18 protein-coding genes and 1 riboswitch are annotated in these 19,724 nt (G+C 39.8%); of the genes, 8 read left to right on the forward strand and 10 right to left on the reverse strand.

The window, feature by feature from the left end; all coding sequences use genetic code 11:
• Positions 1 to 166 precede the first annotated feature (166 nt).
• Positions 167 to 1,189, reverse strand: coding sequence for a LacI family DNA-binding transcriptional regulator (locus C6347_RS00530; RefSeq protein WP_106071273.1), 1,023 nt, complete (start codon positions 1,187 to 1,189; stop codon positions 167 to 169).
• Between the two features lie 261 nt (positions 1,190 to 1,450).
• A riboswitch (glycine riboswitch) is annotated at positions 1,451 to 1,530 on the forward strand.
• 162 nt (positions 1,531 to 1,692) lie between these two features.
• Between C6347_RS00530 and C6347_RS00535 the strand changes: the two genes are divergently transcribed.
• Positions 1,693 to 3,039 carry an amino acid permease gene (locus C6347_RS00535; protein WP_060597654.1) on the forward strand — a complete coding sequence of 449 codons (1,347 nt, stop codon included), beginning with the start codon at positions 1,693 to 1,695 and terminating at the stop codon, positions 3,037 to 3,039.
• 48 nt (positions 3,040 to 3,087) lie between these two features.
• Here C6347_RS00535 and C6347_RS00540 read toward each other — a convergent pair whose 3' ends face one another.
• Together C6347_RS00540 and C6347_RS00545 are read right to left on the reverse strand one after the other, a co-directional pair.
• Positions 3,088 to 3,768, reverse strand: a complete 681-nt coding sequence (locus C6347_RS00540; protein WP_060597653.1) for a DUF3169 family protein — start codon at positions 3,766 to 3,768, stop codon at positions 3,088 to 3,090.
• A complete protein-coding gene (locus C6347_RS00545; RefSeq protein ID WP_034323321.1) occupies positions 3,765 to 3,971 on the reverse strand; it encodes a helix-turn-helix transcriptional regulator in 207 nt (68 codons plus the stop codon). The genes C6347_RS00540 and C6347_RS00545 overlap by 4 nt, the downstream gene beginning before the upstream one ends.
• 170 nt (positions 3,972 to 4,141) lie before the next feature.
• Here C6347_RS00545 and C6347_RS00550 point away from each other — a divergent pair, with 170 nt between their 5' ends.
• On the forward strand, positions 4,142 to 4,765 hold the full coding sequence (locus C6347_RS00550) for an NUDIX hydrolase (protein WP_106071274.1): 624 nt from the start codon (positions 4,142 to 4,144) through the stop codon (positions 4,763 to 4,765).
• Positions 4,766 to 4,776: 11 nt separating this feature from the next.
• Here the strand turns inward: C6347_RS00550 and C6347_RS00555 are convergent, their stop codons facing one another.
• Both C6347_RS00555 and C6347_RS00560 read right to left on the reverse strand, forming a co-directional pair.
• On the reverse strand, positions 4,777 to 5,259 hold the full coding sequence (locus C6347_RS00555; RefSeq protein ID WP_066031499.1) for a DUF4188 domain-containing protein: 483 nt from the start codon (positions 5,257 to 5,259) through the stop codon (positions 4,777 to 4,779).
• 4 nt (positions 5,260 to 5,263) lie between these two features.
• Entirely contained in the window at positions 5,264 to 5,815 is a 552-nt protein-coding gene (locus C6347_RS00560) for a PadR family transcriptional regulator (protein ID WP_060597650.1), read from the reverse strand.
• Positions 5,816 to 6,048: 233 nt separating this feature from the next.
• Between C6347_RS00560 and C6347_RS00565 the strand changes: the two genes are divergently transcribed.
• The 4 genes from C6347_RS00565 to C6347_RS00580 all read left to right on the forward strand — a co-directional run bounded on the left by C6347_RS00565 (position 6,049) and on the right by C6347_RS00580 (position 11,420).
• Positions 6,049 to 6,900, forward strand: coding sequence for a hypothetical protein (locus C6347_RS00565; protein ID WP_142393572.1), 852 nt, complete (start codon positions 6,049 to 6,051; stop codon positions 6,898 to 6,900).
• A 310-nt stretch (positions 6,901 to 7,210) separates the two neighbouring features.
• A complete protein-coding gene (locus C6347_RS00570; protein ID WP_106036356.1) occupies positions 7,211 to 9,070 on the forward strand; it encodes a beta-glucoside-specific PTS transporter subunit IIABC in 1,860 nt (619 codons plus the stop codon).
• Positions 9,071 to 9,074: 4 nt separating this feature from the next.
• Positions 9,075 to 10,541: a glycoside hydrolase family 1 protein gene (locus C6347_RS00575; protein WP_106036357.1), complete on the forward strand. Its 1,467-nt coding sequence runs from the start codon at positions 9,075 to 9,077 to the stop codon at positions 10,539 to 10,541.
• A 30-nt stretch (positions 10,542 to 10,571) separates the two neighbouring features.
• A complete protein-coding gene (locus C6347_RS00580; RefSeq protein ID WP_106071275.1) occupies positions 10,572 to 11,420 on the forward strand; it encodes a PRD domain-containing protein in 849 nt (282 codons plus the stop codon).
• Between the two features lie 100 nt (positions 11,421 to 11,520).
• On the opposite strand, the gene C6347_RS00585 is transcribed toward C6347_RS00580, so the two are convergent.
• Positions 11,521 to 12,699, reverse strand: coding sequence for a response regulator aspartate phosphatase (locus C6347_RS00585; RefSeq protein WP_106071276.1), 1,179 nt, complete (start codon positions 12,697 to 12,699; stop codon positions 11,521 to 11,523).
• 414 nt (positions 12,700 to 13,113) lie between these two features.
• On the opposite strand from C6347_RS00585, the gene C6347_RS00590 reads away from it, so the two are divergent.
• Positions 13,114 to 13,326: a hypothetical protein gene (locus C6347_RS00590; protein ID WP_106036360.1), complete on the forward strand. Its 213-nt coding sequence runs from the start codon at positions 13,114 to 13,116 to the stop codon at positions 13,324 to 13,326.
• Positions 13,327 to 13,358: 32 nt separating this feature from the next.
• Here the strand turns inward: C6347_RS00590 and C6347_RS00595 are convergent, their stop codons facing one another.
• The 4 genes from C6347_RS00595 to C6347_RS00610 form a co-directional block, all read right to left on the reverse strand.
• Entirely contained in the window at positions 13,359 to 14,120 is a 762-nt protein-coding gene (locus C6347_RS00595) for an ABC transporter ATP-binding protein (protein ID WP_060597643.1), read from the reverse strand.
• Positions 14,121 to 14,133: 13 nt separating this feature from the next.
• The gene (locus tag C6347_RS00600) at positions 14,134 to 16,461 is read right to left on the reverse strand and encodes an ABC transporter permease (RefSeq protein WP_106071277.1); all 2,328 of its coding nucleotides are present in this window, start codon (positions 16,459 to 16,461) and stop codon (positions 14,134 to 14,136) included.
• The gene (locus tag C6347_RS00605; protein WP_106030709.1) at positions 16,458 to 17,711 is read right to left on the reverse strand and encodes an MFS transporter; all 1,254 of its coding nucleotides are present in this window, start codon (positions 17,709 to 17,711) and stop codon (positions 16,458 to 16,460) included. The genes C6347_RS00600 and C6347_RS00605 overlap by 4 nt, the downstream gene beginning before the upstream one ends.
• Before the next feature lie 72 nt (positions 17,712 to 17,783).
• Positions 17,784 to 18,431, reverse strand: coding sequence for a TetR/AcrR family transcriptional regulator (locus C6347_RS00610; RefSeq protein ID WP_066031508.1), 648 nt, complete (start codon positions 18,429 to 18,431; stop codon positions 17,784 to 17,786).
• A 161-nt stretch (positions 18,432 to 18,592) separates the two neighbouring features.
• Between C6347_RS00610 and C6347_RS00615 the strand changes: the two genes are divergently transcribed.
• The gene (locus C6347_RS00615) at positions 18,593 to 19,705 is read left to right on the forward strand and encodes a CdaR family transcriptional regulator (RefSeq protein ID WP_106036362.1); all 1,113 of its coding nucleotides are present in this window, start codon (positions 18,593 to 18,595) and stop codon (positions 19,703 to 19,705) included.
• The last annotated feature ends 19 nt before the right edge of the window (positions 19,706 to 19,724 follow it).

The raw sequence follows: 19,724 nt of genomic DNA on the forward strand, positions 1-19,724 counted from the left end.
AGAAATAGGTATAACGATATACTAAAAGAAGCAACGAGATAAATATACTCCTGTGTTTAAAATGTGTCAAGTTTATGACTTTGTGATTTAAAAAAAGAAAAATGAAACAAAGAAATGATTGACTTGCTCAATAAAAAAAGAGAATTGCTGTACACAATTCTCCTTTTCACAATGAGGTAGAGGTTTCTCTGATATGAAGTTGAGGCTTTAAGATCAATCGCTGCAGCTCTTCATCCTGCTCGTTCATTTTATGATATAAAAGGTTCGCTGCTTTTACCCCGATGGACCGTGGGAATGAAGAGACAGTGGTGAGCGGCGGGTGATACATTTCCGCTTCAGGGATGTTATCGAATCCAACTACATCGATATCTTCACCAGGCTTGATGTCACGTGATGACAGTCCTTGAATGACCCCAAACGCAACTAAGTCACTAAAACAAAAAATAGCAGTAGGAGGATCGGGCTGATCGATGACTTGGGCGAGTGCTTCTTTCCCGCCTTCACGAGTCGGTTCCATATCAATAATAAGAGATTCATCAATTGTTAGGTTTGCCTCGTCGTGGGCTCTTTTGAACCCTTTCATTCGGTCGATCCAAGTCGAGGAGGTCTTGATGCCGCCTAAAAAGGCAATGCGCCGATGTCCCTTTTGAAGAAGATGATGGACCGCCATCCAAGCGCCTTGTTCATAATCAGCACCGACATAGTCACAATGCACATCCGCTAATTCACGATTTGCCAGTACTTTTGGGGTACGAATTTGATTTAATTGTTTGACCGTCCGAGCAGAGCTTTTCGAAGCTGGGTTTAAAATGATCCCGCCAACTCGGTGCTCTACCATGGTAGAAATGAGCCGTTCCTGCTTATCGACACTGTCAAAGGTTGTCCCAAGTAAAACGGTATAGCCCAGTGATTCAAGTGTGGTTTGCACGCCGATTAAAAACTCAGAAATAAACGTGTTTGAAATATCCGTGACAATCACACCTACAATATTTGAACTTTTTGACCGCATGTTAGCAGCGACGCGGTCATACACGTATCCTAATTCCTCCATAGATTGCAGGACTTTTTTTCGAGTGGCTTCAGAGATTCTTGGGTTGTTTCGAACAACGAGTGAGGCCGTTGAAGTCGATACACCGGCATGACGGGCGACTTCCTGTAATGTGACACGCTGTTTGTTCATTTTTTTCATTTATCTTCACCAACTTCAATGGATTGCCTAACTTGGTTCATGGTCAGGATGGATTTCTACATCAAACGAGCCGAACATCTTTTGATTTATTATACCTTAATGAGGGGTATTGATGAAGTGAAGTCAGCTAGAGTGACAGAAATCATAAAAGATTTCCATTGACAGCTTTCTTCTAGAGGCGTAAAATATGAAATTATTCAGAAATAGCAACATTTTAAGTAAATAATGAAGGCTATGATTGCTGTGGGTCACACTATGGCAGGAGCAGCTTCTGGAGAGACCGCATGTATGTGCGGCGCCGAAGGGTTCACAATCTCAGGCAAAAGGACAGAAGAGTACGAAATATTGTATTTGTAATGCATGGATGACGCCGTGTATTGCTTTTCTCTATTTTGCTATTCTTTTATGACCGTGAGATTGGAGCGCATCCAATCTCTTTTTTTATGGACTTTTTGAGGGTTCATTATTTCAGTATAAGATCGTGTCGTAGGAGGGCGTTAGCATTGGCACAACAAGAATTAAAACGAGATTTATCAAACCGCCATGTTCAGTTGATTGCAATTGGCGGAACCATTGGAACTGGGCTGTTTTTAGGCTCTGGAAAGGCCATTCAATTGGCAGGTCCATCGATCATTTTTGCTTATTTAATTGTCGGAATGGCGATCTTTTTTGTCATGAGGGCACTTGGTGAATTACTCTTATCGAAGGCGGGCTATCAGTCATTAACCGATATTGCAGAGGACTATCTCGGTCCTTGGGCTTCCTTTGTGACAGGGTGGACATATTGGTTTTGCTGGATTATGACAGCGATGGCGGATGTCATTGCTGTCGGAGTGTATGTGCAGTACTGGTTTGACATCCCGCAATGGATTCCTGCCATCATTTGTTTGTTGATTTTACTAGGGTTTAATTTATTAACGGTGAAGCTTTTCGGAGAAATGGAATTTTGGTTTGCGTTGATTAAGGTCATTACGATTCTATTACTGATCGGCGTTGGAATTGTCCTTTTAATCATGGGTTTTCAAACAGATGCAGGTCCGGTGACGGTAACGAATCTTTGGTCACACGGCGGATTATTCCCGCATGGTGTCACAGGCTTCTTACTGTCATTCCAGATGGTAATCTTTGCGTATGTGGGAGTGGAACTAGTCGGTGTGTCCGCAGCAGAAACAGCCAATCCGCAAAAAAACATCCCGTCTGCGATTAATAAAATTCCTTTAAGAATTCTATTTTTCTATGTGGGTGCCATCTTTGTTTTACTATGTATCAACCCATGGACTGAGCTCAGTGCATCAGAAAGTCCTTTTGTAAAAACATTTGGGCTGATTGGGATACCAGTAGCAGCGGGACTTATTAATTTTGTTGTCTTAACGTCTGCGGCTTCAGCTTGTAATAGCGGTATGTTCTCAACAAGCCGTATTTTATATAATCTCAGTCATCAAAAACAGGGACCAGCTTCCTTTGGACGTCTGAACAAGCACGCTGTTCCAAGTAATGCACTATTCGTTTCAACGATTGTGGTATCGGTCGGTGCTCTTTTAAGCAAGCTGATTCCCGAACAAGCCTTTGGTATTGTCACAACCATCAGCGCCATTTGTTTCATTTGGGTATGGAGTATTATTTTAATTTGCCATTTGAAATATAAAAAAACACGGCCTGAACTGCATGCGGCATCTACTTTTAAAGCACCGTTCACACCTTTTGTGAACATTTGTGTTCTTGTGCTCTTTGCTGCCATTCTTGTGATCATGCTGTTTGCGGATGCAACACGTCCGGCGCTCTTATTAACACCGGTTTGGTTTGGTTTCTTATTATTGATTTATGCACGAAAGAAACGCCGTGCGTCATAATGGACGGAAAAAAGCACAGCCTTTGCATTAGGCTGTGCTTTTGTTCATTTAACGATTTCTAATCCTGAACATATAATTTGCATTCAAAATGATTAAAACAAGTCCAATCACCATGATTGAGAAGAGCTGAGAGTGATTGGCCCCAAGGGAATACACAATCAAAATAAACATGGCACCGATCAACAGGATATTCATCAATTGATATGTGTGAAACAGTCCGCCAAGCATCACATGCTTTTCACCTTCGTCAGAAATAGCGAGCAGCTTTTTACTATAATCTTTGTCAGATGGGCTTGGTAGGTTGCGATTAGGGTAGACAAGCTTTAGAACGGATATCGCTACATAAGAACTGATAATGGTGACGATAAATAAAGTAACATTGACCAGAATCAGCCAAATAGGCTGCTCGGTTACGATGGCCATACCGATGGCAATAATGGACAAAATGGTACTCACCGTATTGGCTAACGTCAAATCAGTAAAGGTTCGATACTGTTTTGCTTCCAGTTCATCCTCCTCATCACCAGATACCGAAAGTGATACTCTTTTTTTCATACGTGAAATCCCTGAAAAACAATAAATAATCAATAGAATCGTCAATCCGCTGATGACAAGAGTCGCTTCGAATGCAACATCAAGAAGTGTCATCTCAAATTCGGCTGCAAGCAGACAGTAAGCGCCGAGAAAGCCAAGGAGAGCACCTAAGAGCATTTTGTATACAGTTTTCATGTGAGTTCATCCTCCTCGAATAGAAAAATACGTTCAATGGGTTCCTGAAAAATTCGTGAAAGCTTAACAGCGAGCAAGAGAGACGGCATTAATTCATCTCGTTCCATTAAGCTGATGGTCTGACGAGAAACCTTTGCACGCTTTGCAAGCTCAGTTTGGTTCAACCCATCACGCGCACGAAGCTCTTTTAGCCGATTTTTCATTCTGTCACCTCAACTTTGATCGAAATCTTTCTTTGATTGTAAAGCATTGTATTCAATTCGACAAGTATAGTTGTCAAATTGATAAAAATAATTGTCACAAAGATCATCTTTAATCAAAAGGTGAACCATGATACGCTAAAGGAAAGAGAAACAGAAAACAGGTGATGTCCGTGTTCATTGACCAATTAAAAAATGACTTACATCAATCACAACCGTTATTTATTGGAGAAGAGACAGCGTTCAAAGCTGCGGTCCTTGTCCCTTTGGTGCAAGTAAACGGGGAATGGCATATATTATTTGAGGTGCGATCGCTGACCATGAGAAAACAGCCGGGTGATATTAGCTTCCCTGGTGGCAAACTCGACGGCAGCGAAACAGCACAGGAAGCTGCACTGCGAGAAACACATGAAGAGCTGGGTATTCCACCAGAATCGGTGGAGATTCTTGGACAGCTCAGTCCTTACATTGCTTCTCCATCCTTCGTGGTCTACCCATATGTCGGGATCATTGATGAACAAAAAGTGAAACACTCCTTCAATCAAGAAGAAGTAGAAGAGACCTTTACCGTGCCTCTATCATGGCTCAGCCAATATGAGCCGTACTTACATCATGTATCCGTTCAGCCAACACCAGCTGAGGATTTCCCTTATGAAAAAATCATGAATGGTGAGAAGTACCGCTGGGGGAGCCGATCGATAGAGGAATGGTTTTATGATTATGAAAACTACACCATTTGGGGATTAACAGCCCGCATATTAAAGCATTTTGTGACCGTTGCAAAAAGAAATTCCTAGAGATTCGCTCTCTAGGAATTTGTTGTTTTCAGCCGTTCTTTCGCTGTTTGTTTTTCTTTACCAATTGGAATAGGAGCTCTCGCTTGGCTCAGTCCGTAGGAAGGCATGTTCATATAGACGGATTCATACGAGCCGGCTTGAATTTGATAGGTTTCATGATAAATGCCCACTGCGTCATTGTTCTGAGCCCTCTGATGAAAGTTCTTCCAAGCCGCCAAATGTTTTTCCATCTTCGCATAGGCAAGGAGGTCATCTGTTGATTTCCAATATTGGATCATCGCTGTCGTGCGTAAGCCAAAGTAATTCTCTGTCCCGAGGAAACCAAGCTCATCTTGATGGGTATACAGCTCTTTGATCATGCCAGGCATCGCCATGAACACAGGCAGCCATTGATGAACCGCCCAGCGTTTGTTGATCCGCATGCCGATGATGAACACAACAATCGAGTCAGAATTTTCTGTTGTAAACCTGCCAGCACGTATGTCTTTTTTCATTCATTTACCCTTCCTTTTTCATCAAATGGGATGTTTCCACGCACCAATCAATTCCTGCTTGAGCCACTCTTTTTCCGTAATCTAAAGTAAACAGCCAATACTTCGCATCCGCTTCATCTGGATAAAGCTCTTGAATGTTTTCTTCAATCGAAACATAGGTCTTATAACGGATACGAAGCTGCCTTTCATAATCCTGTAGAAGCACCAGCTTTTTCTCAAACGAAAGATATTGACCGAAGAATAACTTTAATAACACTTCATTTCGTTCTGTTGGTAACTGATCGAGCGGCTGCGCTAACCACTGCCTTAACGTCTTCAGCCCTTTTTCAGTCAAATGATATTCCCGCTTGTCTGAGCGACCAGACGTAGAAGCGGGTGAAACCTCAGCAAGACCTTCCTCGACTATAAACTTTAAAGCTGGATAAATTTGTCCATAACTAATTTTCCAAAAATGATGCAAGCTCTTATCAATTAATTGCTTCACTTCGTACCCTGACTTACAATCTGTCGTTAAAATACCTAAAATTGCATACGTCGTATCATTGTATTTTTTCATATCAGCACACCTATCTAAAAGATATATCAATTAGATGTATAATAAATTTGAAATGAATAAAAAGCAAGAAAATAATAATTATAGTTTTATATTTTTGAAATACAGGAGATAAATAATAAATATGGTAATATATACTTGATGTGTAAAGTGCTTGCGCATCTATTCATAAAAGAATGGAGGGTGTACAAATGAAGTTGAGGCACATAGGAATATTGTTCATGATTGTTGCACTATTGATTGGTGTTGGAAGTTTTGGAGGAAACAAAGCATCTGCTAAAAAAGAATCACTGAATCAATCTTATGCATATGCTTATAAAACAAAGGACAATGTCAGTTGGCTGAAGGTGACTGAAAAGAAAGGCAAGGTCACGGGTTACCTAAACGGTAAGGGTGTTAAGATTGATCCAATTGAACCTTTTATGGTGAAAACAAAATACAAGCTAACGGGGAAAACCACCAAAAAAGGATACAAACTTAAAGTCCAACAAAAGAAGAAAACAATCGTATATGACATCTATTTTTCTGGAAAAGATCTCATGGTCAAAAAGCAAGGAGCAAAGAAAAGTAAACGCTATCAAGCTGTTGATGAGAAGAAATTAAAAGAATACAAAAAAGCCATAGATAAGCGCTATGATGAGTACGTGGATACAGCAGAAGACCGTTACTATGAGATCATAGGGAAATACACAGATAATTTAAATAAAGCCTACGGCTATCTGTATACAGCAAAAAACAATTCATATCAAATTTTCCTTGATATCGAAGAAGCCGTTTTTGAAGGGGATTTTTCAGGGGCTATTACAATCTCCAAAGCCACAGGGAAGAAAAGTAAGCCATTGAAAAAAGAAAAATATCAAGCAGTAGGAACCACAGGTTTTAAAAACTTTTGGGTATATCCCACACCAAAAATAAAGTGTGGCTTGTCTAAGATGATAGGGTCATCTGATGTAGAGGCTTCCTATATTGAGTTACCGATTTGGAAAAAGAATGAAAAAATGAAACTGAAAGCTGTGAATAAGAAACAATATCAAAAGCAAGAAGAAGCATTTAAAAATGCCGCAAAGAAAAAAGCAAAGAAAAAATAATGATAATAATTAAGTCAGATAGGACATTTGAGACTATCTGACTTTTTCGATTTAAATTTCCTCTAAAGTAAAATGAGGTCGTTTTGATGACATTAGACTTGTAAAAAAATATTTTTTAAATTCAAAAATATATGTTGACGCTTACATTAACTCAATATATACTAAAATCAAATCCAATATTGATAAATTAGACATGTGACTGGTCATGCAGGCAGGATCTAAAAACGATGAATTTCTTTAATTTGTCGTTTTAGGTCCTTTTTTTATTGCCGAAATATAGGTCTCATGTATGAGAAAAGGGGGAGAAAAAATGGATTACACACAGGTTGCCAAAGACGTTTTACAGCATGTAGGTGGCAAAGAAAACATTGCGCACCTTGAGCACTGTTCAACAAGACTTCGCTTCACACTGATTGATCAGAAGAAGGCAGATGTACCGGCTCTAGAAAAAACGCCAGGTGTCATAGCTGTCAGAATGTCAGGTCAATGCCAAGTGGTCATTGGGAATGACGTCATCGAAGTGTATCAAAAGTTAACAAGTTTAATAGGTAGCAGCTCATCAGGGAAAGACGCGCCTTCCAATCAGCCAAAAGAAAAAAGAAAAGCAGGCACAGTTCTGTTAGATTTCATTGTAGGTGTCTTCCAGCCGCTTGTTCCAGCTATCGCAGGCGGAGGGATTTTAAAATCATTTCTTCTCCTTTTCTCTTTATTAGGCTGGATGGATGCAAAGGGCCAAACCTATCAAATATTGAACATGGTAGGGGACGCACCTCTTTACTTCCTCCCTTTACTAGTCGCTGTAACGACTGCCAATAAACTAAAAGTAAACCCACTGGTCGCATTATCAGCAGTCGGTGCGCTCCTTCTTCCGAACATGACGGCTATGCTTACTGAAGGTGCGCAATTGATGACATTCGACGTAAAAAATATAGCTTATGCGTATCAAGTGTTCCCAGCAATCCTTTCTGTATTGCTTTACGCTCAAATGGAAAAATTCTTTACACGATTTTCACCAAAACCAATTCGGATTTTCTTTGTCCCAATGATGTCATTGGTCATTACTGTACCAGTTACGTTACTTCTATTAGGACCGATTGGTTTTACAGCAGGACAAGGTTTTTCATCCATCATTCTTGCAATGTTTAATACAGTAGGCTGGGTAGCTGTCGCAATTTTAGCAGCAGTCCTCCCATTCATGGTCGCATCAGGTATGCACAAAGCAATGGTCCCTTATGCAGTCACAACGATGGGAACCCTTGGGAAAGAAGCACTTTATTTACCAGCATCACTTGCGCATAATATTGCTGAAAGTGGAGCGTGTTTCGCTGTGGCACTACGCACAAAAGACAAGGTACTCAGATCAACAGCTATTTCGGCAGGGATTTCAGCATTTTTTGGCATCACAGAGCCTGCTTTGTATGGTGTGACACTTCAAAATAAGCGGGTCCTTGGAAGTGTCATGATTGGTTCGTTTGTTGGCGGAATCTTCATTGGATTAGTTGGTATACAAGCCTTTGTACTTGTTGGCCCTGGATTAGCAAGTATGTCGATGTTTATCTCAGATGAGCTCCCGCGAAATCTGATGTTTGCTGTCATTGGAGCAGTCATTTCGTTTATTGTCGCCTTTATCGCTGCTTTTGTATTAGGTAAGGATAAAACAGGAGAAGAAAAGACAAATGATCAAGCTGCATTTGCTGAACAAATTGGGGCAGGTGAAACATTCAAAAGCCCTGTGATTGGTCAAATGATCTCTCTATCTGAAGTAAAAGATGATATTTTCTCTTCAAAGGTCATGGGTGAAGGAATTGCCATAGTACCTTCAAAAGGAGCGCTTTATGCACCAGTAGATGGCGAGGTGACCTTGCTGTTCGAAACAAATCACGCACTTGGTATGAAAACGGACCAAGGGGTTGAAGTATTATTCCACATTGGCATCGATACCGTTCAGCTGGAAGGACAGTATTTTCATCCAAAAGTGCAGGCAGGAGAACGTGTTCAAGCAGGAGATTTACTGATTGAATTTGATGTAGAAAAAATCATAGCAGCAGGATATGATCCAGTTACACTTGCTGTAATCACAAATACAGATCAATATGATATAAAGGTACGGCCATTACAAGAGGTCAATCGTCAAGATACATTGATGGTTGTCACACAATTAGGAGGCTAATCATATGACAACAATTAAAGGTTTTCCAAAAGGATTTTTATGGGGCGGCGCCATTGCCGCCAACCAGGCAGAAGGCGCCTGGAATATAGATGGAAAGGGACCATCAGTTGCAGATATTGCAATGTATCGTTCCAATTTAAGTGTAGAAGATTATGAAGGACATCTTGCTGTTACTTCTGAAAATATAGATCGTGCAATAAAGGATCCAGACGATAAAAAGTACCCAAAACGCAGAGGTGTTGATTTCTATCATCACTATAAAGAGGATTTGGCTCTATTTGCTGAAATGGGCTTTAAAACACTTCGCATTTCTATTGCATGGAGCCGGATCTTCCCTACTGGAGAAGAAGCTGAACCGAATGAAAAAGGGCTGCAATTTTATGATCGTGTATTTGCCGAAATGAAAAAACTCAACATAGAACCGATTGTGACACTCTCTCATTATGAAATGCCTTTAGCCCTTAGTGTGAAATATAACGGCTGGGTTGAAAGAAAAGTGGTCGATCTCTTTGTGAAGTTCGCCAATGTTTGTTTCGAACGTTATCAACATGATGTGAAATATTGGCTCACTTTTAATGAAATTGATAGTATACACCGCCACTCATTCATTACTGCAGGAATTATTCCTGATCGTTGCCCAGAAGGAAAAGTAGAAGAGACGGTGTATCAAGCGCTTCATCATCAATTTGTCGCATCTGCTCTTGTAACAGCAGATTGCCATCGTATTATCCCAGGCAGCCAGGTTGGGTGTATGCTGACAAAATTGACAACGTATCCGCATACATGTCATCCGAATGATATGGAACAAGCCTTGAAACAAAACTTAGAAAACTACTTCTATGCAGATGTTCAGGTGTTTGGCGAATATCCGCCACTGATTACACGTATGCTTGAGAGAAAAAATATTCAAATTCATATGGAAGCAGATGATCTAACCATTCTAAAAGAAAACACAGTAGATTTTATCTCATTTAGCTACTATATGTCTTTAACTGAATCAGCCCAAGAAGGATTAGAACAGACAGAAGGGAATACGATTCGTGGAGTCAAAAACCCTTATCTTCCTTCAACTGACTGGGGCTGGCAAATTGATCCGGTTGGTCTGAAAATTTCTTTAATCGAATTGTATGATCGCTATCAAAAGCCTCTTATCATTGTCGAGAACGGAATGGGTGCAAAGGATGTAGTTGAAAGTGATGGCTCTATCCATGACGACTATCGTATTAACTATTTTAAAGAGCATTTCCGTCAGATGAGAGAAGCGATTGAAGAAGGCGTCGATCTCTTTGGATATACGAGCTGGGGCTCAATTGATATTATTAGTGCAGGTACATCACAAATGTCAAAACGCTATGGCTTCATTCACGTAGATCAAGATGATGATGGCAACGGAACCTTAAAACGATCTCGAAAAGACTCATTTTATTGGTACCAAAAAGTCATTGAGACAAATGGTGAATCGCTTGATTGAACACCACAATCATGAAAACAGGTGATGACGATGTTTAAAATCAAAAAAGTTTTAAACTCGAGTGTGGTCCTGGCTGAAGATCAGAACCATCAGGAGATGGTTTTGTTTGGCCGAGGGATTGGCTATGGACAGAAACCGGGTCAAATGATAGAAGAGAAAAAAGCGGACCAAGTCTTTATGTCAGTCGATAACTTGAGAGCAAAAGAATTTCTTCAACTGTTAGATTCAATGCCTCAAGAGTTTATCGATTTAACTCAGCACATCGTCCAATATGCAGAAAAACGGTTAAATTCAAATCTAAATTCAGGTGTTTATTTTACCTTAATGGATCATTTGAATTTTGCTGTCGAACGACATAAAAAGAATATTAATATTACGAATCGCGTGTACTGGGAAATCAAAAATTACTATACTGAAGAATTTGAAGTAGGGAAGTACGCACTTGAGTTAGTAAATGATACATTGGGCATACAATTACCAAAAGAAGAAGCCGCCAATATCGCCTTTCACTTAATTAATGCATTAGGTGAAGAATCTGATTCGAAAGATGGCATGAAATATGCCAAAATGATCGGGAGTATTGTCAATCTTGTGCGCTATACATTGAATATGAAAATGGACCAAGAGAATATTCATTACAGTCGGTTCATTACACATGTGAAGTTCTTTGTAGAAAGATTTTATGCAAATAAATTACTCTCAGATCAAGAAAATGAGTTGTTTGAACAAATTGCACACTTGTATCCTCAAGCGATGGATGTTGCTTTTAAAATCAAAGATTATATTAAACAGGTGCATAGTATCGTCATTCCTAATGATGAGCTTACTTATCTTGCGGTACATATACACCGCCTCATATCTTATCAGCAATTAAAATAATGGTGGAACCACTTGCCTTATGATCAGGCAAGTGGTTCTTTGCTATGACCAATTTTTATATTAAGTTCCGATAGGTCGTTCTGTTGTACCAGCATTCGTCTCATTTAACGAATTGAAAGAAGCTGTTTGTCCAAAAACAACGATGGTTAAAGCGATGATCAATAAACTCATTTTTTTCATTAGAATTCCTCCAGTCAAGTATAGGATGGTTCCTGTGATAGGCTTCCTTTAAAAAGAGATAGGCTTGATGAATGTCACCCAAATCCTCAAAGTGTTTTGCAGCTAGAGCACTTAATTCACAGGCACCTTCAGCATCCTTTAATTCTTTTAGAATGCTGATTTCATCGAAACAGGCTTGAGCTTTTTGAACCATATCTTCAGTAAAATATAGATGGTAAAGCAAATTCATTTTTGCTGTATAGATGGGGCATTTCTCTGATTCATGTTTTTGGTTGACCAATTCGAAGTAATAGAGAGCTTGTGTTCTTTCATCAATAGAGAGCAGCTCTTTGACTAACATAAACATGGAGTGATGGAAATAGCACGATGAGAGGTAGTTTTCATCACTTAGAGCCTTTTCTAGGGCATCGATACATTTTTTCGATTCTCCAGCTTCGGCATACAGAATACTGATATTATGAAAAAGCTGTGAAGTTAGAAAATGATCATTTAGACTGTCAGCTATGTGTATTGCTTTTTTGTAGTAGTTTTCTGCTCTTATGAAGTCGTTAATGTCCATATAATTAGCAGCGGCGATAACAAAGGCTGTCGCTAGTCTTCTTTCATATCCTTCATGACTTTTGAAAATATCTATAGCATTCTGAATATAGTGAAGAGAAATTAGGCTTTGACGAAGTAGCATATATAAGTTTGCGATTTTCGTATGAAATTCTGCTACTTCTATTTCATCCGGAATGTTTTGCAGTTTTTTCTCGGCAATTTTAAACAGTCCAATGGCTGATGCATAGTCCCTGTTATATGAAGCGTAAAGGGCTTTGTATAGGTAAAAATAGTATTCAATTAAATCGTTTGTTTTAGAGGGGCAATCTAGCTCTGTCTGTTCATTCAGTTTTTTACCTCTCCGTTCATATAACATGAGTTTATACTTGCCTTCTAGCAATGAATAATAAGTCAAGACCTCCTGATTCTCTTCCATTTCTTGAAGTAATTGCTTTAATTCTGTGTACATTGCGTTAGCACTGTGTACATCATGCTTGCGAATCGCAATTCGCCAATCATTTAAACGGTTCCCCACCTGTTCAGCAGAAATGATAGCCATGAAATTTCACCTCTTTAAGATCCTTTCACCTGTCTCACTAAAAAACGATATCACAATTTTTGGAAGAATATAATCATTTCTGCGAGGTGATTGCCAGGAGGTAATAAAAAGGACCTAAGGTCATGTGATGTACGAAATTGTAATGGTGATTGAATGTTTTTACAAATGATTAAAATCTTTTTTTAGTCGTCTAAAAAAGGGATATATACATTGGGTTTTATGATTATGTTCGAAAATATCACCGGTATATTACAAATAAAGTGATTTTATGTAATATATTGGTAAGTTGGAAGGTCGATCTGTTAAAGAAAATCAGTTATGATGATGCTAGATCAAATTTGGAATAGAAACTGATAGAAGCAGACAAAAGTAAATGCCAATCACAAACACTAGTCTATTAGAAAGGACGTTGATATGAAAAAAAGATTTCAAATCTTAAACGGGCAAATCACAGTGATCATGACGACGCTGTTACTCGTTTTAGTGACTCTGTATATGTCAAAGAGATACTTTTATAGCAAAGAAATAGAGTTACTGACAGAATCTTGTCAACAAGTAGGCGGCAAAATCATATTAGAAACAAATCGTTTTTCGATGGATTATTCGTTTGAGTTCCAGAAAAAGTAAAACAGGCAGCTTTCTGCCTGTTTTTACTCCAATTACAAACCTAAATTTTGCAGCCATTGATTTAATCTAAATTCTCGATTCTCGGCAGTTGAGTCATCATATCTCCCTAAATGTAAGCTGGCTGTTATTTCTCCGTCATTCATAAACATGATTCTTTCAGAACGAAGAGCAACCTTTGGGTCATGTGTGACAAGCAGTAGTGTTGCTCCTTCAGAATGGATTTTCGAAAATATATTCATCACTTCCTTCGTTGCATTAGAGTTAAGAGCACCTGTTGGTTCATCAGCGAAAAGAATGTCTGGTTCATTCATAAGCGCTCGACAGATAGAGGCCCTTTGAAGCTGACCTCCTGATACTTCTGACAAATATCGATCTGCTAAATGATCAATATCAAGTTTTTCCATTAAATATCTAGCTCGTTCATTCACTTCTTTTCTTGGCTTTTTCTTTGTTAAGTAAGCTGCAGCAATGATGTTGTCAAATAGATTAAGATTTTTTAGTAAGTGGCTGTGTTGAAAGACAAATCCCATATCTGTTAAGCGCAGAGCAGTTAACTGTTTGTCTGTCATTTCTGATAGTAATCGGCCTTTATATTTGATCTCACCTGTTGAGGCTGTTTCTATCCCGCTAAGTTGATAAAGCAAGGAAGTTTTCCCGCATCCGGAAGGTCCCATAATGGTCACAAATTCCCCAGGCTTTATCGATAAATGGATATCTTTAAGAATGATTTGTTTCTGTCCTTTTAAAGAATCGATTTGCAAAGACAATCGCTTTGTTTCAATCAAGTGTTCCATGTGAAACATCTCCTTATGAAAGTGTATGACGTGTAGTTTGATTAGTAAAAAACGTCTTCAATAACGAAGCGGTTAAAGCTAAGCTGACAATCAACAGTGTGATTGGGTACACAACTGACACCCATTGTGGTGCCAGCCACTGCAGGCTTGATGCCCCTAGGGAGGCTCCACCTACACTCATCAAAGCTGGTCCAATCGTATGGACAGCGATCGTACCAATAAAGGCGCCCAAAGAGATAACGACGATAAAACTTGTGATATATTGTGCTGTTACATCTTTTTTAGAAAATCCAATCATTCTTAACATGTGGTTTCGACTTGAATCTTTCGTTTTTAACATGTGCAGAAACATGAATAGCATCAAACTGGCGGTTCCAAAAGCAGCTAATGTAGACAAAAATGCAACGATTTTTACTAAAGAGGCTGTGCTGCCGATTGTTTGATGAACGTATTCTTTCATATCTGTCACTTTTGCAGGAGATATCCCTTTTTCAAATACTGTCTTTTTCTCCGCAATTTCTACTCCTTGTTTTAGTTGGATTTGAATGGTTTTCCAAAGGGCTGATTGGGAAAATGGCTGTGATATTGCTTTGGCTGTTTTGCCGCCGTTGGTGACATCCTGATAAATGCCAGTCACTGTTTTTTGAATTTCATGCCCGTTTGTTACGAGAGTGATTTTTTCTCCTACCTTTTTCTGGAGTGAATCTGAACTTAGTACTGATAAGGCAATTTCTTTATTCTTTAAAGGCTGTCGCCCTTGTAAATAGGTGAGAGGAAATGCTGAGAGATCACCTGTTTCTAAATAGAGTGTTTCTAATGTATTCTCCTTTGATTTTGCCTGAAGAGAAGTTGTTTCATATATGGCTGATGTATGAATATCCCGATCTTCACGAATCATTGATTCTATTTCATTTGTATTTTCCTCTAGATGATTTCCTTGTCGTATATCAATTCGAAGGTCACTTTGACCAGAGCCAAGATATGTGATGAAATCCGGCGATTGTAAGGTGTGCCATAGCTGAATAGGCAGCAGCATCAAAAATGTACAAAGCGCGATAATACAAGTAATCGTTGTGTACAACTTCTTTCGTGATAACAGATCTTTTAAACCAAGCCAAATATTGACCGGGATGAACCTGTTTTTCTTGAGATGTAGGGGTATTTGTTTTTTATCATTCGTTGAAATGGCGCCGCCTTGAAGTGCTTGAGCGGCTGATACTCGACCAAACTTTCTTAGGACAGCATAGCTGCAAGAAATGACGATCATTGCTATCACTATAGAAACACAAAGCGGGATGAACCAAGAAGTAAAAGAAGGCTGATTCCCCATGTATCGCTGAATATTGGCCGTAAACATATCACCAAATAAAAGCGTTAACCCATATCCTGCTATACACCCTACACAAGCAAGCACGGCATACTTTCCAACGTATAATTGCTTGATTCTTGTTAAAGGAATCCCAAGCACCTTCAGTATTCCAATTTCACGTTCGTCCTCTTCTATAGAAGCTGTCATAGCAAGATGGAGAGAGAGAAGGGCTATACCGATAAGTAGCATGCAAACAAGCAGGAGAATGGCAATCACCAGTCCATCTGTCAATGCATTCAGCATACGGAGCAAAGGTAATGTGACAGCTGGACCTTGCTGTGGAAGCTGTGATGACTGGTAGATTGCTTGAAAGGCATCTGCCTGAGCGGCATCATGCAGTAAAAATTCAATTAAATATTCCTTTTTATGAAACACTTGATTCATTGCGTCCCAATCCTTGTGATGAAGAAGGAATCTTTTCGAACTAACAAGACTGGGGTTCATTTGTGCATCTCGCAAGAACGCTTTGATGCGGAAAGAGAATTGATTAGACCCTTTCCCAATCAGTAACGTTTCTCCTATCTTGAGATGATACTTTTGTTGAAAATAGATAGGGACAGCCACTTCACCTTTATTGACAGTGAGCTTTTCATTTTGTTCATTTAAAAGAAAATCAAAATGACGATTTTGTTTCACAAATAAATGATCCATCACACCTGCTTTGGCGGGTTCATGTCCGAACTTGATGTTTGCATGTTCAATTGGAATCATTGGGACGATTTGATGTGCTTTTACCATGGACTGCTTGTTTGAAAATGCTTCAATGTCTTTTTCATTTAGGCTGCCGTCATGCATTTGGACAAAATCTGGTGCCTTGGCTGAATGGAGCAGATTAGAAATGGAACCATTCAGCTGTACTGTCATTTGAGCGGCGTTTGTTGCGAGAAATGATGTCAACATAATACAAATGGTTAAACCGATGGAAATGAGACGGTGGCGGGTTAAGTCTTTCTTTATAAACGTCAGTCTCATGAGGCTGATTCTCCTTCATGTTGAAGCATATTTTTTGTTAAGTAGGCAAGGGCAAACATGAAAGTGCTGACTATTAGCACCGTCACATACATGTTGGCTGAAAACGTATTGAACAAGAATCCATACATCATTTGACCAAGCGGGGCAGCACATTGAGAAACCATTGTCAGGTTCGCCATCACTTTTCCTAATTGACTATTTGGCGTTTTCTTTTGAACATGTGAAATTACAACGATTGAGATCATTGTAAGCAGCATAGCAATTGGAAGACATCCTGCTAGAAAGAGAAAATAAGCTGGATAAGTGCCAAATTGAAGAGCTGTGTTGGATGTTGAGAATGCGACAGGTAGCAAGATGATCGCGATGACGATCAGCCAGCGATATAAAGTAGGTATCTGCCAATGCTTTGCTACAAGTCCAACTAGCAGAGCCCCTGCGATCACAGCGAACTCAATCAAGCCCATGCCTATTCCATACATGATGTCACTGCTTTTCATTGTGACCCTTAAAATGATTGGACCACCCACGATAAAAAATGGCGTGAGGATGAAATTTAACATTGCAGCAAGCAGCATGGCTCTTTTTAAAAATGGCTGACTGCCAATATAGGAAAATCCCTGTTTCATATCTATTATGAGCACTTTGCCCATAGTTTCCGTTAGCGGGCTAGGTGAGAAGGATATGTTTAACCGTAAAAGCATGCATGCTGATAGAAAAAACACGATAGCACTGGCACCTATGATGGATTGACTTCCAATCAGTCCGTACAGAACCCCGCCGATAATAGGAGCGAGAACACCTGAAAGTGCCTGCACGCCATTGACGATTCCGTTTGCTTGTTCTAATTGTTCCTGTTTTACTAACTGTGGAATGCTGGACATCACAGCAGGAGCATAGAACGTACTCATCACACCAAGAAGCACCATGACCGCTCCGATCATATAGAGTGAATCATTTCCTGAGAATAACCAAAAATAAAAAGCCAGAATCATGATGCCGGTGAGAACATCAAATAAAATCATCAAGTTCCTTCTGTTAAACCGGTCAGCGATTGCGCCTGCTAAGGGAGAAAGAAGGAGTGGGACATTGGATAAAGCGAATAGTAAGGCATATAAGTCAACACGCTGCGTCATATCCAGTACGTGTAAAGATATAACAAACCGAATTAAGGAAGAACCAAAAACGGAAATAATTTGTCCGAGAACGAGGTACATAAAGTGGGATGAACCTCTTTTGGATAACAAAGACATGAGTATCACTCTCCTTTTAGACCGACCGTCAGTCTATAATGTATGCAGGATTGGTATTGAAGTGACCAATCACTAATTCTTTTCATCCAGCTCTCCAGTTAATCGCTTTAGAAGAAAGGAGAAGCTCCCCTTTTCTGCATGTAATGAGGATTCGAGGATATCGATAAAAGCTAGAGCGCGCTGTATACTTTCTTCGGCTGTCCATTGAAAAAGGCCCTCATCAAATATGACCTGCGCAGAAGCAAGAAGGAATTCAACCGTTTCTTGCGGGAACTTTGTTTTGAATGTTCCTTCTTCCACCCCTTGCTGAATGACGTCTGCCAATACGGGTGATAGTTCTTTAATCGCTTTGATTAAGCTTTTTTGGTGCATCTCTGCATTAGAAGGCTGATGGAATTGTTCAATCATCCCCTGTTTATTGCTTCCTTGCTGAGGCGATTGTGCCATGATGATACGAAATAGTTTGTCGACGACTGGAAGGTCTGGCTCAGCCGCAATACGCTTTGCCACGATGATATCTGCTTTGATGATCCTGTCAATAATGGCATCCATCACTTCTTCTTTGGATGAAAAGTAATAATAAAAAGTGCCTTTTGCAATGCCAACAGCTTTCAGAATGTCGATAATCGTTGTTTGCTGATAGCCTTTGGTAGAAAAAAGCTCTTCGGCTGCGTTTAAGATGTCATTTTTACGTTCTTCAGGATGTTTAACGGTTCTCATAAAGCCATCCTTTCTTTTGACTAGACTGTCGGTCGATCCTTTGATTTGATTAAACACTTTTCAATGTCCCTTTGTCAATGCCTCATTTTTGAACACTTTGCATTTATTGTGCAATGACACTATGATACATTGAATGAAAACAGCCTCAGGAGAGATGCCTCATGCAATTTTTAACTGCTGAATTGGCGCAAGAAATGGTTGAACGTACGATGCGTATTTTAGATAAAAACATTAATGTGATGAATGCAGATGGTGTCATAATTGGTTCTGGTGAACGAAACAGGATTGGTCAGAAACATGATGGTGCACGACTTGTGCTGACAAGCGGGAACAGTATGGAAATTGACCATGAGGCGTCCTTACGCTTAGAAGGAGTGAGACCTGGAATCAATTTGCCTATTTGCTTTCGTGAACAAGTAGTTGGTGTGATTGGAATTACTGGTGAGCCAGAGGACATTCGGCATCATGCCGAGCTGGTGAAAATGGCAGCTGAGCTTGTGTTAGAGCAGTCTTTTCTGCTTGAACGAATTCAGTGGCGGCAAAGAATAGAGAGTGAAATTGTCAATCAGTTAATTTCTGATTCGGACGTTGGTGATCATCAGCTAAAGAACCGAGCTGCATGGCTGGGAATGGATTTAGATAAGCGCCGAATGGTCATCGTTTTTCAGCCAGTTCCATCCTCGGAAGACGCTGTGCATAAAATGATGCATGCGATTCAATACGATAAGAATGCGGATGATTTGCTTGGCATGACCTTTCGTCATGAATTGGTTCTTTTAAGGCAGCCGATCCCTGATCATCGTTTAAAGCATGTGGCAGGGCAGCTGCAAAGAACAATGGAAAAAGCAGTAGGAGGTCAGGTGCTGGTGGGGATAGGGACTGTCGCTGACGACATAAGCCGGCTGCCATTGTCTTTTGAGCACGCAAGAGATGCCTTGAGGTTGGGGAAAACTCTTGATTCCGAGGAGAGTATTTATTTTTTTAAATCTTATCAGTTGGAAAGGCTATTCCTCACTGCAGGAGCTGTTGAAGAGGAGATTAGATGGACTGACTTTTACAATCCATTAACACAGGAAGCGGAGCTCGCCCAAACATTAAGGATTTACATTGAAGAGGGCGGAGATTTACAAAGAATTGTTGATCGTTTATTTATTCACCGGAATACTTTGCGATATCGTTTAGATAAAATTCAAGCATTGACCGGAAAAAATCCCCGTCATGTGAAACAGTTGATGGAGCTTTATATGGCGCAGTTGATGAGTCAACTATCTTGATTGTGCATATGCACAATGG

Origin of the sequence: Bacillus sp. NMTD17, from assembly GCF_002998735.1 — a bacterium.
In the GTDB taxonomy this organism is placed as follows: Bacteria; Bacillota; Bacilli; order Bacillales; family Bacillaceae; genus Bacillus.